Raw genomic sequence first — 15,263 nt, 5'->3', positions numbered from 1 at the left:
TAGAATCGATTGGGGACATCAGCATTGTTTCCTTTAGACAGGTTCTTCGCAAAAACAAGTCTAATGAATGCTGGTCGTCCCCCGTTTATGATGTAGAGCCAGCTTTTCGCATCCCAACGCCCCACTGCCGGCCGCGCTCAACGGCGTTAATGACAATGTACGGTGCCCGTCTTTGAATCTCTGTGGCAGCACTGCCCTGGAGGCGAGTCTTTCCTGCAGCCGCCACCATGCGAGTAAGCCTGTGTTGGCCAGATGAACGCGGCTAATAGAACGGCGGCGAAAGCGAGTGCGCTGTTTTTCATTTGAGTCTCCTGGGGTGTTAGTGCTCCGGGTTTGGAGTCTTGTACGTCGGAGATCTGATCAATGCGCAGACGTGCTGAACTGAGCACGCGTCTACGCGATTTGGCCATCGTCCCGACAGCGGATTTTAATCGGAGTGTGCCGTATGGAAACGGGAGTGCCACTAGGCACATCGTGGCGCGCATGTCCGCTGCAGTCGCTAGTTCGCAGTGCGGTATGAGTCTGGGAATAGTTCGGTCCCCTTGCTTGCGGCCACTCGTCTACTCGGTAACGCCCGATAGGGCGCTTCACCCACTGCCGGTGGGGAACCATTTTGGCTTCCTCCGCCAGGCAGTCATTCATCTCTTATAGCTAACCCGTTTAAAGCTCCGCACTGCGTCATTGCCCGCAGTGCGCTTTCCCACGCCTGCTCATCGCAACACCGCAAGACCACTATTGACACCCCGGCCTGTTTCTATAAAATAGAACGAACGTTTCGTCTGACGAAACGTGTATCTAAGATGTGCCACGCCGCTGCCGCGGCGCGATAAACGACACACACACGGAGACACACATGCGTATTGCCTTCAAGCTGGCAGGGTTGACTGCCGCTCTCACCCTGGCCGCCGCGCCGCTTGCCGCTTCAGCAGCGAAATACCCGGATCAACCCATCCGTCTGATCGTGGGCTTCACTGCCGGTAGCACCATCGATACCGTCGCGCGCATCATCGGTGACGGTCTGTCCAAACGCATGGGCACGACATTCATTGTCGAGAACAAGACGGGTGCCAACGGGATGATCGCCGCGCGCGCCGTGGCGCAGGCCAAACCGGACGGCTATACGCTGCTCGTCAGCAACTCCAGTTCGATCACCGTCAACCCCATGCTCTTCAAAGACCTGGGCTATGACCCTCTTAAAGATTTCGAGCCCATCAGCACGATCGTTTCCGTACCCTTTGTGTTGGTCGTCAATCCAGAGAACCCCAGCACCAAGGACATCAAATCTGTCCAAGATCTCGTGAAGAGAGCGAAAGACAAGCCCAACACCGTGACCTATGGTTCGGCGGGCAACGGCAACCTCATGCACTTGGCCGGCGCTCAACTGGGCACGATGTCCAACACGGCGATGACCCATGTGCCGTATCGTGGCGCGGCTCCCATGGAGGCGGCTTTGCTGGGCAAGGAAATCGACTTTGGTTTCGACACGCTGGCCGGCATGCCGCTGATGAAGTCGGGCAAGTTGTTGCCCCTGGCCGTTTCGACCAAGGAACGCTGGCGCGATCTGCCTGATGTGCCGTCTGTTGCCGAAACCGGCTATCCCGGCTTTGACGTGTCGTTCTGGGTGGGCACGTTCGCACCGGCGGGGACGCCGAAGGCCATCGTCGACAAGCTCAATAAAGAGATCGCAGCCGTCGTGCAAGAACCCGCAGTCCGGGATCGGCTGATGCCGCAAGGCAACATCCTCACGCAGTCGCCTCAGGCATTCCGCGAAAAGATCGAGACTGAGCTGAAACAGAATGGCGAACTCATCAAGCGCGCCAACATCACGATTGAGCAATAACCAGTTTGAATAGCAGAGTGGAGCGAGGAATGTCCTGGAGCAAGGAATTGGAAGAGCTGGCGCTGCGCAGGGATTTAGCCCAGCGTATGGGGGGCGAAGAGAAGGTGGCCCGCCACCGGTCCAAGGGCAGATTGCCAGTACGCGAGCGTATCGAGAAACTGGTGGACCCGGGGTCTTTCCATGAAATTGGAGACTTGGCCGGCTCGGCTCAGTACGATGCGAACGGACGCCTCGTTGATTTCACGCCGTCAAACTTTTTGACCGGCCGCGCACGTATTGATGCCCGGCCGGTTGTGCTCGCCGCGGATGACTTTACCGTGCGTGGGGGGGCTAATGACGGCGCGGTGGGCGACAAGCTGCTCGCTTCGGAAATTATGGCGAGGGATCTGCAACTGCCTCTGGTACGTCTGGTGGATGGTACAGGCGGTGGTGGCTCCGTCAAGAACATCGAGTTAAAGGGCCACACGTTATTACCCAAGCTGAGAATGTGGCCGGCCATGACACAGAATTTGGCGACGGTTCCCGTGGTCTCAATGGCCCTGGGCTCGGTGGCCGGATTGGGCGCTGCTCGGGTGACCACCAGCCACTACTCTGTGATGATCAAGGACACGTCCCAAATGTTCATCGCGGGCCCGCCCGTGGTGGCACGTATTGGGCAGAATCTGGAAAAGAATGAATTGGGCGGCAGCGCCATTCATACGCGTAATGGTGTGTGTGATGATGAGGTCGCCACCGAAGAAGAGGCCTTTCTCCGCGTGCGGCGTTTCCTGTCCTACTTGCCTCGCTCGGTGCATGAACTGCCGCCTCGTACTGAACCTCTCGCTCCCTCCACGGATGATTTTTCCTGGTTGCGTGATGTGGTGCCAAAGGACAATCGTTCGGTCTACAAGATGCGGCCGGTCGTCAACGCGGTCGTCGACGCAGATTCCTTCATGGAAATTGGCGCACGCTGGGGCAGGGCGCTGATTACGGGCCTTGCGCGTATCCAAGGGCACCCGGTAGTTTTGGTGGCCAGCGATCCTTATTACTACGGCGGGGCGTGGGATAAGCAGGCGGCAGAGAAGTTTGTGCGTATGTTGGATCTGGCCGAGATCTTTCATTTGCCGGTGGTGAACTTCGTTGATGTCCCGGGCTTTCAAATCGGGCTCGCTGCCGAGAAAGAGGGCGCTATGCGTTATGGCGTGCGCGCCTTGACGGCAGTGGCGCAGTCCACCGTGCCCTGGTGCAGTTTTATCGTGCGCAAGGCGTTCGGTGTGGCTGCTGGTGGCCATCAGAGTGACGGCCGATACAACTTCCGCTACGCCTGGCCTTCGGCACAATGGGGTTCACTGCCTGTCGAAGGCGGCCTCGAAGTCGCCTACAAAAGCGAAATCGAATCCGCCGAAGACCGCGATGCCAAGCTGGCTGAAATCGAGCAACGCGTTCGATCATTGACCTCACCCTATCGCAGCGCCGAAGCATTTGTGATTGAGAACGTGATCGACCCGGCCCATACGCGCGCGCTGTTGGAAGAGTTCATTTCGATCTCCGCACCTCTGTTAAAGCCCGGGCCTCGTGCGTTCGGATACCGCCCTTAAACGCGCACAGGAGAGCGAACATGTTTCGTAAAGTCCTTGTTGCCAACCGCGCCGCGGTTGCTGATCGGGTGATCCGGGCGCTGCGCGAACTGGGCATTCCGTCAGTGGCCGTGTACTCCGAGGCGGATGCTGCGTTGCCGTACTGGAAGTCTGCCGATGAGGCTTACTTGCTCGGGCCAGCAGCGGCGCAGGCCAGCTATTTGAACCAGGCAGCCATCCTGAATGTAGCGCGTGAGTGCGGTGCGGATGCCTTGCATCCGGGCTATGGATTCTTGTCAGAAAATGCGGATTTCGCGGACGCCGTCGAGGCGGCGGGCATGACGTTTATCGGGCCGAGCCCCGCGCTCATCCGCCAGTTGGGCCACAAGACTCAGGCGCGCGACCTGATGCGCCGTCATGGCATGCCGATGACACGCAGCAGCGCCGTGTTGAGTGATGTCGACGATCTACGCCAAGCGGCCAATGATTTGGGCTTCCCGCTTTTGATTAAACCGGCGGGCGGAGGCGGGGGCATCGGTATGCTGCCGATTCGTGGCCCCCAAGATCTCGAATCGTCCTGGCAGCAGGCGCGCGCGTTGGCACAGCGTTGCTTCGCCCAGCCTGACCTGTATGTTGAACAACTGATCGAAGCGCCGCGCCACATTGAGTTTCAGTTCCTGGCGGATCGTTATGGCGGTGTTCGCTGCATTTTCGAGCGCGATTGTTCCACGCAGCGGCGTCATCAAAAAGTTTTGGAAGAGGCCCCCGCGCCAGGCTTGGACAGAACTGTTGTGGCCGACATGGCTACACGTTTGGAGGACATTCTCTCTGCCTTGAAGTACGACGTGATTGGTACGGTAGAGATGCTGTACACCCCTCAATCGGGTTTCGTCTTTCTGGAGGTCAACACCCGACTGCAGGTCGAGCATGCGGTGACGGAAGCCGTGACTGGCATCGATCTGGTCCATGCGCAGATTCGTCTGGCAGCTGGTGAGCGTATCAGCGCGGTGTTGCCTGAAACGATTTCCTTGTCGGGACACGCGGTGGAAGCTCGCGTTTACGCCGAGGACCCCGTGCGGTTTCTACCCTCGCCAGGTCTTTTGAAGGCGTTTGATCCACCATCCGGCCCAGGCATTCGAGTGGAGACGGGTTACTGCAGCGGCGTGAAGGTCTCCAGTTACTACGACCCGATGCTCGCAAAGGTGATTGCCCATGGTGACACGCGCGATCAGGCGTTGGACCGCTTGGCCGTGGCGTTATCGAGTTTTCGCATCGAGGGCGTGAAGAACAACATCCCGTTCCTACAACAGGCGCTCGCGAATCCAGATTTCCGCCGTGGTCAGCTTTCCACGGCGATGGTCGAGCGCATTCAGACAATGGCCTGCGCGGCGTAGCGCGGGCGAGACGATATCTATTCAAGGAGACAACTATGCAGGCAATCGAATCGACGGTCGCAGGCCGCATCATTAGCGTGCTGGTAAAGCCAGGGCAGGTCATCAATGAGGGCGATGAGGTCGTCAAGATCGAATCCATGAAAATGGAGCTGCCCGTGGACGCCGAGCGCGGCGGGAAGGTCGTCGAGATTCTGGTCGCGGATGGTGACGAAGTCGAAGAGGGGCAAGCTCTGGTCCGGATCGAGGGTTGAATATGGTGCACGTCGAAATCAGGCACGTGGATCAAGCGGCCATCGCCGTACTGCGCATCGACAACCCGCCCGTCAACAGCGTAGGCAGTCAGGTTCGCGTAGCGTTGGGCGAACAGCTCGACAAGGCCTTGGCCGATGCACAGGTGAATGCGGTGGTGCTGACAGGTAGTGGACGTTTTTTCTCGGGCGGGGCGGACATTCGCGAGTTCAACACGCCCAAAACGCAGGTCCGGCCCCTGCTACGAGAGCTGATCGCCCGGATCGAGGGCGCGGGTAAACCGGTAGTCGCCGCCATCAATGGCACCGCACTCGGGGGCGGTCTGGAACTGACATTGGGATGTCATGGCCGCGTGGCGTCGGAGACCGCGAAACTGGGGCTGCCCGAGGTCAAGCTTGGCGTCCTGCCCGGCGCGGGCGGTACCCAGCGTCTACCAAGAATCATAGGGATTGCCGCCGCGTTGGACATGATTGTTGGGGGTGAGCCGATCGCTGCGCATAAAGCGCTCGCCAATGGTTTGGTGGACGAAGTCGCGGCGGATCCTATCGATGCGGCCTGTCGGTTGGGGCTCGCACTGTCGCGCGGCGAACGCGAGTCCCGCACCGTTGATCCTGCGCCCTTGCGCAACGCAGCCTCGGAGTCGGTGTTCGAGGCGGCGCGGCGTGATGCGCAGCGGCGTTATCGCGGCTGCATTGCGCCGCTAGAGTGTATCGGCTGCATCGAGCAGACTGTGCATACGAGCCTGGAGGCTGGCCTGGCCTACGAGGCAGATCGCTTCAAATTTTTGGTCGAAGGCGATCAGTCCAAGGCACAACGACATGTGTTCTTCGCAGAACGGCAGGCCACCAAGCTTCCGAGCGCAGCCGAACCCAGTCAGATCGCTCGCGTAGGGGTGGTGGGGGCTGGCACGATGGGTGGAGGCATCGCCATGAGCCTCGCCAACGGCGGCTATTGGGTCGTGCTGCTCGAGCAGACCGAGGCCGCCTTGCAACGTGGGTGGAACACCATCCAGGGCAACTATGCAGCCAGCAGCAAACGAGGTCGATTTACCGAACAAGAGGTGAAAGACCGGCTGTCCCGCATCCAATGTAGTCTGGAGTATGGTGATCTGGCGGACGTCGACCTCGTCATCGAAGCGGCCTTCGAGGATATGCAGGTCAAGAAGGAAATCTTCACCCGGCTGGACGCGGTCTGCAAACCGACGGCGATCTTGGCATCCAACACCTCGCGCCTCGATATCAATGAGATCGCCGCGGTCACCTCGCGCCCCGCCCAGGTGTTGGGGATGCACTTCTTCAGCCCCGCTAACGTCATGCGTTTGCTGGAAGTCGTAAAAGGCGCAAAGACCTCCGATAGTGTCATCGCCACGGTTTTTCGGCTTGCCGTTCGTTTGAACAAGATCCCGGTTCTGGTGGGAGTATGCGACGGTTTTGTGGGCAATCGAATGGTCAGCCACTACACGCGCGAGGCTTACTTCCTGCTAGAGGAGGGCTGCACGCCCGCACAGGTAGACGGTGCCTTGCGTCGCTTTGGCATGGCCATGGGTCCGCTGCAAATGCAGGACATGGCAGGTCTGGACATCAGCTGGGCTGCGCGCAAACGGCAGGCGCCGACCCGCCCGGCGCATCTGCGTTATTCCAAAGTTGCCGACCGCATCTGCGAGATGGGGCGTTTTGGACAGAAAACCGGCTCGGGTTTTTACCGCTACGAGGCCGGTAGCCGCGAACCGATACCCGATCCCGAGATCGACGCGTTGATTGCACAATGTTCCGCAGAGGCGGGTATCACACGTCGGGAAATCTCGGACGAGGAGATCATTGCTCGGACGATCTACGCGCTCGTCAACGAGGGCGCACGCATCGTGCAGGATGGCATCGCGCAGCGAGCATCGGACATCGACGTGGTCTACGTCGCGGGTTATGGATTTCCGATGTTCCGTGGTGGGCCGATGTTCTATGCCGATACGGTGGGTCTGCCAGAGGTGCTTGCAACGATCCGGCGCTTTCACGAGCAACACGGCGAATACTGGGAGCCTGCCCCGTTGCTGGTGGAACTGGCAGAAAGCGGTCGTCGGTTCAGTGACAGCTAAAGAATAAAAGGAAGAGAGGGATGACCATGCAAGACAATCTTGGCGAGGCCCAAGGTCCTGAGGCGCGGTATTTTGCGCGCTTGAGCGAAGGCATTTTCGAAATTCAACGTTGTACTGCTTGCGAGCGCCATCAGTTTTATCCTCGAATGCTTTGCGTCCACTGCGGCAGCGAAGACCTGCAATGGATCGCTCCCTCCGGGCGCGGTACGGTGTACTCGTATAGCATCGTTCGCCGCAAGCCGGAAGCGGGCGGGGACTACAACGTAGTGCTTGTCGACCTTGATGAAGATGTACGTGTCATGAGCCGGATCGAAGGGGTCAACCCTGACGCCGTGCATGTTGGGCTGCGTGTATTGGCACGCGTGGCGCTCGAAGACGGCAAGGGTGTCCTAGTGTTCGATCAAACGGAGGACTCTCATGCTTGAGTCGATTCGGGATAAGGTGGCCATCGCTGGCGTTGGCACCGCCGGCCTGGGTGAAGCGCATGGCTATACCGAAATGGAGCTTCTGGCCCAGGCGGCGTCACGTGCGGTCCGAGACGCGGGCCTGACGATGGCTGACATCGACGGCATTTGCACAAGCAGCTCTTCGGCGACAATGTGGGCGATGCCTGTCGTGGAATACCTTGGGCTGCGGCCAAAGTTCATCGAAAGCACGATGCTGGGCGGATCGAGCTTCGTTGCTCATCTCTTGCCGGCAATGCTGGCCCTGGCATCCGGGCAATGCAATGCGGTGCTGGTGTGCTATGGCAGCACGCAACGCACGGCCAAGTTCGGTCGCAAGGAAGGCGTGAAAGCGCGTGCGCTACTCGATCCTCAACCGTTCGAACAGCCTTATCAGCCCATTTCGCCGATCACGTCGTATGCACTGGCCGCGCAACGCCACATGCATCAGTACGGCACCACGCGCCGTCAGCTTGCGGAAGTCGCCGTTGCCGCGCGCAAGTGGGCGCAGCTCAACCCCGAGGCCTACAAACGCGACGCGTTGGAGATCGAGGACGTACTCAACGCGCGGATGGTATCGGATCCCTTGTCCGTGCTGGACTGCTGCCTGGTGACCGACGGCGCGGGTGCCTACGTGCTGGTGCGGTCAGACCGAGCTCGTGATCTGCCGCATAAGCCAGTCTATGTTTTAGGTAACGCCACAGCGGTCTGGAACCGCCAGATTTCTTCGATGCATGATCTGACGGTAACGGCCGCGGCGGAATCCGGCCCGCGCGCCATGCAGATGGCGGGTGTCACGCATCGTGATATCGACGTGATCGAACTGTACGACGCGTTCACCATCAATACGATCCTGTTCTTAGAGGACCTGGGTTTTTGCGGCAAGGGGGAGGGTGGCGCCTTTGTTGAAAACGGCGGCATCGCGCCGGGTGGACATACGCCCGTCAATACCAACGGTGGAGGCCTGTCCTGCGTGCATCCTGGCATGTACGGCATTTTCATCTTGATCGAGGCGGTGCGTCAGCTGCGAGGAGCCTGTGGCGATCGTCAGGTTCCCGCCGCTCACATCGCGTTGGTGCATGGCAATGGCGGCACGCTGTCGAGCCAATCAACGGCCATTCTGGGTAACGAAATGCCTTAAGTCCCAAGGTTGTGGGTAAGAGTAATGAAGAGAGAGACATGCTCGACAAGACAGTAAATTCGCTGGAAGCCGCTGTGGCGGGCGTTCAGGACGGAGCGACGATCCTCATTGGCGGATTCGGCGCCTCGGGCGTACCGACGGAGTTGATTTGTGCACTGCTGGACCAGGGTGCCCGCGATTTGACGATCGTCAATAACAACGCGGGTAATGGTCCGGTCGGCTTGAGCCAGCTTGTTGCGGCCGGCAGGGTGCGGCGCATGGTGTGTTCCTTCGCGCGATCCTCTAATAAACTGCAGCCCAATGCGGTCGCTTTTGCGCAGGCCTATCGGGCGGGCAAGATCGAACTGGAATGTGTGCCTCAGGGCACCATGGCCGAGCGAATGCGGGCGGCCGGGGCGGGGATGGGGCCGTTCTATACGCCGACCTCGTATGGCACAGCGTTGGCCCAGGGTAAGGAAACCCGCGTCTTCGATGGGGTCGGCTATGTGTTGGAGCAACCCCTGAAAGGCGACTTCGCGTTCATCAAAGCCCAATACGGCGACCGCTGGGGCAATCTGACCTATCGCTACGCTGGGCGTAACTTTTCACCGGTCATGGCGATGGCCGCAACGGTCACGGTAGCCCAGGTCGACCGCATCTTGCCCTTGGGCGAACTCGCTCCAGAGCATGTGCATACCCCGGGCATATTCGTACAGCGAGTGATTCAGATCGATGGGGGCCAACACAATGGTTAAGAAACTTTCACGCCAGGAAATTGCGCAGCGGGTGGCGGGAGATATTCCCGATGGATACTACGTCAATCTCGGCATTGGTATTCCGACCCTGGTGGCCCGCTACTTGCCCGACGACCGCGATGTGCTGCTCCATACGGAAAACGGCATTGTCGGGATGGGACCGGGCGACCCAGATGCCCCGTTGGATCTAGACCTTATCAATGCCAGCAAGGAACCGGTCACGCTGATACCCGGGTCCTCCATCACGGATCACGTTGTCTCCTTCGCCATGATGCGTGGCGGGCACATAGACCTGACCATCCTCGGCGCATTCCAGGTTTCTGCCAGCGGTGATCTGGCCAACTGGGATACCGGTCATCCCGAGGCCATTCCCGCTGTGGGTGGCGCCATGGATCTCGCCGTCGGGGCCAAACGCGTGTATGTGACGATGGAGCACGTGACGCGGGATAACGCGCCGAAAATCGTGCAACAGTGCACCTATCCGCTCACTGGCTACGGCGTAGTGGACCGAATCTATACCGACCTTGCCGTCATTGATGTGACGCAGCACGGCTTGATCGTCACGGGGATGGTGGATGGTTTAAGGTTTGACGAGTTACAGGCGTTGACCGGAACGCCACTGACGCCCGGCGACACCATTGCCAGGTTGAACTAAGCGCTGCCGTTGGACGCTCCCTCCGAACGGATGGCGGCGTGTCTCTGCGACGCGTGCTGCCAAAGAGGCACACTGTATCCGAACGAGTGGGCAGGCGCACGCTCGTTCAGATGCCGGTAATGAGACTACTGCAGCGTGACGTTCGCGTCTTTCACGACTTTGCCCCATTTGGCCATGTCTGCGTCGATCATCTTGCCGAACTCATCGGGGCTGGTATGTTTGGCGAGAGCGCCTTGCTCGGTAAGCGTCTTCTGGACTTGCGGCGAGGCCAGCACTTCTTTTAATTCTTTATTGAGCTTGTCGATGACGGCGTCAGGCGTACCGGCGGGAGCTAATAACCCGAACCAGGATGTCACTTCATAACCCGGCACACCGCTGGCCGCGATGGCGGGTACATTCGGCAGCTGCTGTATTGGTTTTGGATCTGCCACGCCAATAGCTTTGAGCTTGCCGGACTCGATATGCGGCAGCACGGTAGGTGCGTGGTCGATCATTACCTTAATGCGTCCCGCAAGCAAATCCGCCACGGCGGGTGCGCTGCCTCGATAGGGGACATGCGCCATGTCGGCGCCGGTCATGCTCTTGAATAGTTCGACCGCCAGGTGGGTGATCGCGCCATTACCCGACGACCCATAATCCAATGTGCCCGGATTCTTTTTTGAGTATTCCACCAGGGATTTGGCGTCTGTGGCCGGCACCGACGGATGGATTGTCAGCACCATAGGGACAGTGGCCACTGTACTGATGGGAGCAAAGTCGGTGGGTTTGTAGGACAGGCTTGGGTAGACGCTTTTGCTGATCGATTGCGTGGCGACGGTGCCCAACAGCAGGGTATGCCCATCGGGTTTGCTCTTGGCAACGGCCGCTGCCCCGATGGTGCCGCCGGCCCCTGTCTGATTTTCCACCACGACGGACTGGCCCAATCGTTGTTGCAATTGTGCGCCAACCACACGCGCCAAAATGTCTGTTGCACCACCGGCCGCAAAAGGCACGACGATTCGAATGGGTGCTGCCGGCCAATTATCCCCCGCGCCCCAGGCAGGGCTGACCCCTCCCAATATCGCGATGGATGCTAGCGCATTAAATGCGAATTTCATTATGGTCTCCTCGAATATTTACTCATTTATTTATTTATTTATTTATTTGTTTATTTGATCAGCGATATGCTGAGGTCCTGCCGGCTTGGGTTTTGACAGCTGCATGCAATGCAATGCCAGGTTATGTAGAAAAATGCCCGGTCTTATAATGATACGAAGAGTAAACCTATCAGGCAGCCTTACAGCATGTCAACGGTTCTTAAGTGCTAACATCCGGCAACATCGCATCTGCTGTATACGAGATCAGTGACTCAAACGCCCCGCCTTTTTGATGAATTAGGACGTCCGCGGGCGCTGCCCGACACGATTGCCGAGGCCATCCAAAACAAGATCGAGGGCGGGGAGTGGCGGTCGGTCAGAAGCTACCGGCCGAGGCGCAGATCGCCGCCGAATTCGGTGTTAGTCGCTCGGCGGTGCGCGAAGCTATCTCCCGGCTGAAAAGCGATGGCCTTATAGAAACGCGCAAGGGCTGGGGGCTTACGTCACGGCGCCGTCCTCGTTGACGTCGTTTCGCATCTCCCCCGAGTGTTTCGACAAACGGCTCGAGCTGATGCAAATCATGCAGCTGCGCACTAGTGTCGAGGCGGATGCCGCCGGACTGGCTGCGCGTTTTCGCACGCCAGCTCAATTGGAGCAGCTGGATCACTATCTGGATCGTTTGGTTGACGCCTCGAACGCGCCTCGGACTCAAGAGTCGGTTCAAGCTTGGTTGGACGCTGAGGCCGCGTTCTATCTGACAGTCGCGCAGGCGTCGGGGAACAGTTTCTTCGTGGAGTTCCTGCAATTGATCGACGCCCGCATGCGAATGAAGCTGCGAGCTGCCGCAGCAAATAACGTGCGGGTGGCGGAGATGCATGCGGAGGTGGCGGCCGAGCACCGGGCCATTGTCGATGCGATTCGGCGGCATGACGCCGCGGCGGCGGCGCAAGCGGCGCGTACACACTTTACCCGCGCCGCTGAACGTACGGCCCTGCGCAAAGACTTGCGTGACTGACTGCAGGGTTCGCTGCAGGCAGGTCCACGCCAGAATTGGCCAGCTCAGATTTTTTCAAATCAGTTGATTTCGAAACATTTCTCCTATAATTTGGTTACAAGAGGTGCGGGCAACCGGCGTGCCGCTCGCCCGCAATAGTCTTCAAGAATTGCCAACTCTAGCCATTTTCAATAAGGAAAACCATGCTAGTCGAAATAATATCGAAGGCCCTGGGGCCCATTATCGTTGGGGGTGGTGTCGGTTTGCTGGCCGGCTATTCCGGATTTATTAAACGCGAGTATTCGCAAGCGTTTGCGGATTTCGTCGTCAAAATCGCCCTGCCGATCGCGTTATTCGTGGCGGCGGCAAATTCAAATCCGAAGACGATTCTGGACTTGGATTATGCGTTGGCGATTGGCTGTGGGCTGATTCTCGCGTTCATCGGCGCGTATCTCGCCGGCATCATATTTTTCAAGCATGACCGCGGCAATGCGAGCATGCTGGGGCTTTGCGCGTCTTTCCCCGACATGGCTTACTGCGGCCCTCCAATTCTGTTGGCGACGATCGGCGCATCGGGCCTGATCGCGATGGTCATCGGTAACCTGATCTACACCGTGATCATCCTGCCCATCGCACTAATGTTGATTGGCGGCGGTGACAAAGGTCAGAGTGCGGGTGCAAAGCTCTGGAACTCGCTGCGTCAGCCTCTGGTGTTTCTGCCCATCCTAGGCGCGATCCTCAGTGTTAGCGGTGTCAAACTGCCCGAACTCGTCACCAACTCGTTAAACGAATTGGGCGAAACGGCGGGCGGCGTAGCGCTGTTCTTCCTGGGTCTGTATCTGTCGGGCATCAAGCCGAAGTTCAATGTCGAAGTCCTGTTCAGCGTATTCGTAAAGAACATCGTTCAGGGTGCGATCATCCTGGCCGTTGGCATGGGCCTCGGTCTGCAAGGCGATCTGCTCAAATCGGCATTCATTATTGGCATTCTGCCTACGGCAACCGCTAACCCGGCTTTGGCAGTGGCCCTGAATATCTACGAAGAAAAGGCGGCTTCGACCGTCATGATCAGTACCGTGCTGTCGCTCGTGACGATGGCAATTGGTATCGCGGTCGTGGAAATGCTCTGATTGTGAGCAGTGTGAAACCATCAACAATAAGGAAAGCCTGACATGATCCGATGCGTAAAGCTGTACACCGGTGAAGACGGCAAGTCGTATTTCACGGAAGGCAGTATCGACTTGCCCGGTGGTGAGCGCGGCGACTTCGTCAGCAGTCTGGTTGGCGCCACCAGCATCTCGTTTCGTGAAACCAGCCAAGGTGGAAGCTTCGACTGGCATACCGCGCCCGCTCACCAATTTGTGCTGACGCTCAGCGGCACCTTGGATTTCGAGATGCCCGACGGCAGCGTCGTCCGCATCAATCCGGGCGATGTGCTGTGGGCCGACGATACGGTGGGCCAGGGCCATCGCTGGCATTTGGTCGATGACCAGCCGTGGCGCCGCGCCTACGTGATCTTTGCGCCTGACGCACAGATTCCTTTTGTTCCTGCCTAAGGCCACGCTATGAACTCAAACGTCACGACTACAACCGATATCCTGTTGATTGGCGCAGGCATCATGAGCGCCACGGTGGCCACGTTCCTGAAAGAGCTGGAGCCCTCGCTGTCAGTCACCATTGTCGAAGCCTTGGGCGACTGCGCTCAAGAAAGCTCGCATGGCTGGAATAACGCTGGCACGGGCCACGCCGCTAACTGCGAAATGAACTACACGCCGCAGCGTGCCGACGGCAGCGTCGATATCAGCAAAGCGCTCGAGGTCAATACCGAATTCGACCTGTCGCGTCAGCTGTGGAGCTACCTGGTCACCAAAGGCGCGATTCCGGATCCGCAAGCCTTTATCCACCCGTGCCCGCACATGAGCTTTGTGTGGGGCGATACCAATGTGGCCTATCTGCGTGCGCGCTACAAGGAAATGTCGGGCCACCATTGCTACCGCGGTATGGAATACAGCGAGGACCGCGAACAGATCGCCAAGTGGGCACCGCTCATCATGGAAGGCCGCGATCCTTCGCAGCCTGTCGCCGCCACGCGTATCGTCAGCGGCGCTGACGTGGACTATGGTGCGCTCACCCACCTGTTGATTGCGCATCTGACTAAAGAAGCCGGCGTTCAGGTTCAATATCACCAGCATGTCGATCATCTGGAACAGCAGGCCGATGGCCGCTGGCTGGTGCGGACCAAGCACACGCAATCGCACGAGCACAACACGATCTGCGCGAAATTCGTGTTCATCGGCGCGGGCGGTGGCGCTTTGGAGCTGCTCCAAAAGTCGGGCATCCCGGAAGGTCACGGCTTTGGCGGTTTCCCCGTCAGCGGCATCTGGCTGCGTTGCGATGTAGACGAGGTGAGCGATCGTCATCAAGCCAAGGTCTACGGCAAGGCCGCCATCGGATCGCCTCCGATGTCGGTGCCGCACCTGGATACGCGCATCATCGGTGGCAAGAAGTCGCTGCTGTTTGGTCCGTATGCGGGCTTCTCCACGCGCTTCCTGCGTCATGGTTCGTTGACGGATCTGTTCCGCTCCATCCGTCCGGGCAACGTGCTGCCGATGTTGGATGTGGCCAAGGATGATTGGCAGTTGACGGAATACCTGGTGTCGCAGGTCATGCTCAGCGCGGACCATCAGTTTGAAATGCTGAAGGATTTCTATCCCACAGCACGTCAGGTTGAGTGGACCAAGGCGGTGGCAGGCCAACGTGTTCAGATCATCAAACCGGGCAAGGACAAGCTGGGTATCCTGGAATTTGGCACCGAGTTGGTCGCCTCGCAGGATAACTCTATCGCTGCGCTGCTGGGTGCCTCTCCCGGTGCATCGACCGCGGCGTATATCGCAGTGCACGTTCTGGAGCGTTGTTTCGCCAAGCAACTCGCCAACGATGGCTGGATGAACAAGCTCAAGACCATCATCCCGACCTATGGCGTCGACCTGCGCCAGGACGCGGATGCGTGCTTCGATACGCGCAAGAAGACGGCTGCGGTGTTGAACCTGGAATACGTCTAACGTCCAGATCAGCCAGTCTGAAGTCGTAAAAAA

Annotated in this window: 15 protein-coding genes; 14 read left to right on the top strand and 1 reads right to left on the bottom strand. The window is 58.7% G+C overall.

What is annotated here, in order from left to right:
* Positions 1-853: 853 nt before the first annotated feature.
* The 9 genes from GOQ28_RS17710 to GOQ28_RS17670 are packed head-to-tail and all read left to right on the top strand — an operon-like array spanning position 854 to position 10,101.
* A complete protein-coding gene (locus GOQ28_RS17710; RefSeq protein WP_160349662.1) occupies positions 854-1,840 on the top strand; it encodes a Bug family tripartite tricarboxylate transporter substrate binding protein in 987 nt (328 codons plus the stop codon).
* A 29-nt stretch (positions 1,841-1,869) separates the two neighbouring features.
* Positions 1,870-3,417: an acyl-CoA carboxylase subunit beta gene (locus tag GOQ28_RS17705; protein ID WP_160357377.1), complete on the top strand. Its 1,548-nt coding sequence runs from the start codon at positions 1,870-1,872 to the stop codon at positions 3,415-3,417.
* 20 nt (positions 3,418-3,437) lie between these two features.
* Positions 3,438-4,790, top strand: a complete 1,353-nt coding sequence (locus GOQ28_RS17700) for an acetyl-CoA carboxylase biotin carboxylase subunit (protein ID WP_160357376.1) — start codon at positions 3,438-3,440, stop codon at positions 4,788-4,790.
* A 35-nt stretch (positions 4,791-4,825) separates the two neighbouring features.
* Positions 4,826-5,041 carry an acetyl-CoA carboxylase biotin carboxyl carrier protein subunit gene (locus GOQ28_RS17695; RefSeq protein ID WP_160357375.1) on the top strand — a complete coding sequence of 72 codons (216 nt, stop codon included), beginning with the start codon at positions 4,826-4,828 and terminating at the stop codon, positions 5,039-5,041.
* A 2-nt stretch (positions 5,042-5,043) separates the two neighbouring features.
* On the top strand, positions 5,044-7,128 hold the full coding sequence (locus GOQ28_RS17690) for a 3-hydroxyacyl-CoA dehydrogenase NAD-binding domain-containing protein (RefSeq protein ID WP_160357374.1): 2,085 nt from the start codon (positions 5,044-5,046) through the stop codon (positions 7,126-7,128).
* Positions 7,129-7,148: 20 nt separating this feature from the next.
* On the top strand, positions 7,149-7,553 hold the full coding sequence (locus tag GOQ28_RS17685) for a Zn-ribbon domain-containing OB-fold protein (RefSeq protein WP_160357373.1): 405 nt from the start codon (positions 7,149-7,151) through the stop codon (positions 7,551-7,553).
* A complete protein-coding gene (locus GOQ28_RS17680; protein WP_160357372.1) occupies positions 7,546-8,712 on the top strand; it encodes a thiolase in 1,167 nt (388 codons plus the stop codon). The genes GOQ28_RS17685 and GOQ28_RS17680 overlap by 8 nt, the downstream gene beginning before the upstream one ends.
* A 38-nt stretch (positions 8,713-8,750) precedes the next feature.
* Positions 8,751-9,446 (top strand): 3-oxoacid CoA-transferase subunit A, encoded by a 696-nt coding sequence (locus GOQ28_RS17675; RefSeq protein WP_160357371.1) that lies wholly within the window; start codon positions 8,751-8,753, stop codon positions 9,444-9,446.
* The gene (locus GOQ28_RS17670) at positions 9,424-10,101 is read left to right on the top strand and encodes a 3-oxoacid CoA-transferase subunit B (RefSeq protein WP_160357370.1); all 678 of its coding nucleotides are present in this window, start codon (positions 9,424-9,426) and stop codon (positions 10,099-10,101) included. The genes GOQ28_RS17675 and GOQ28_RS17670 overlap by 23 nt, the downstream gene beginning before the upstream one ends.
* Before the next feature lie 125 nt (positions 10,102-10,226).
* On the opposite strand, the gene GOQ28_RS17665 is transcribed toward GOQ28_RS17670, so the two are convergent.
* Positions 10,227-11,198: a Bug family tripartite tricarboxylate transporter substrate binding protein gene (locus tag GOQ28_RS17665; protein WP_160357369.1), complete on the bottom strand. Its 972-nt coding sequence runs from the start codon at positions 11,196-11,198 to the stop codon at positions 10,227-10,229.
* A 344-nt stretch (positions 11,199-11,542) separates the two neighbouring features.
* Here GOQ28_RS17665 and GOQ28_RS18800 point away from each other — a divergent pair, with 344 nt between their 5' ends.
* The 5 genes from GOQ28_RS18800 to mqo all read left to right on the top strand — a co-directional run bounded on the left by GOQ28_RS18800 (position 11,543) and on the right by mqo (position 15,230).
* Positions 11,543-11,701, top strand: coding sequence for a FadR/GntR family transcriptional regulator (locus GOQ28_RS18800; protein ID WP_160349652.1), 159 nt, complete (start codon positions 11,543-11,545; stop codon positions 11,699-11,701).
* Positions 11,702-11,757: 56 nt separating this feature from the next.
* A complete protein-coding gene (locus tag GOQ28_RS17655; RefSeq protein WP_160357368.1) occupies positions 11,758-12,192 on the top strand; it encodes a FadR/GntR family transcriptional regulator in 435 nt (144 codons plus the stop codon).
* Positions 12,193-12,374: 182 nt separating this feature from the next.
* A complete protein-coding gene (locus GOQ28_RS17650) occupies positions 12,375-13,298 on the top strand; it encodes an AEC family transporter (RefSeq protein WP_160349650.1) in 924 nt (307 codons plus the stop codon).
* 42 nt (positions 13,299-13,340) lie between these two features.
* Positions 13,341-13,724 carry an AraC family ligand binding domain-containing protein gene (locus GOQ28_RS17645; RefSeq protein WP_160349649.1) on the top strand — a complete coding sequence of 128 codons (384 nt, stop codon included), beginning with the start codon at positions 13,341-13,343 and terminating at the stop codon, positions 13,722-13,724.
* 9 nt (positions 13,725-13,733) lie between these two features.
* A complete protein-coding gene (mqo, locus tag GOQ28_RS17640) occupies positions 13,734-15,230 on the top strand; it encodes a malate dehydrogenase (quinone) (protein WP_160349648.1) in 1,497 nt (498 codons plus the stop codon).
* The last annotated feature ends 33 nt before the right edge of the window (positions 15,231-15,263 follow it).

The sequence above is a fragment of the Bordetella sp. 02P26C-1 genome (genome assembly GCF_009763255.1).
Classification (GTDB): Bacteria; Pseudomonadota; Gammaproteobacteria; order Burkholderiales; family Burkholderiaceae_B; genus Bordetella_A.
Note: the sequence above shows the minus strand (reverse complement) of the source record. Positions and strands in the feature narration are given on the sequence as shown.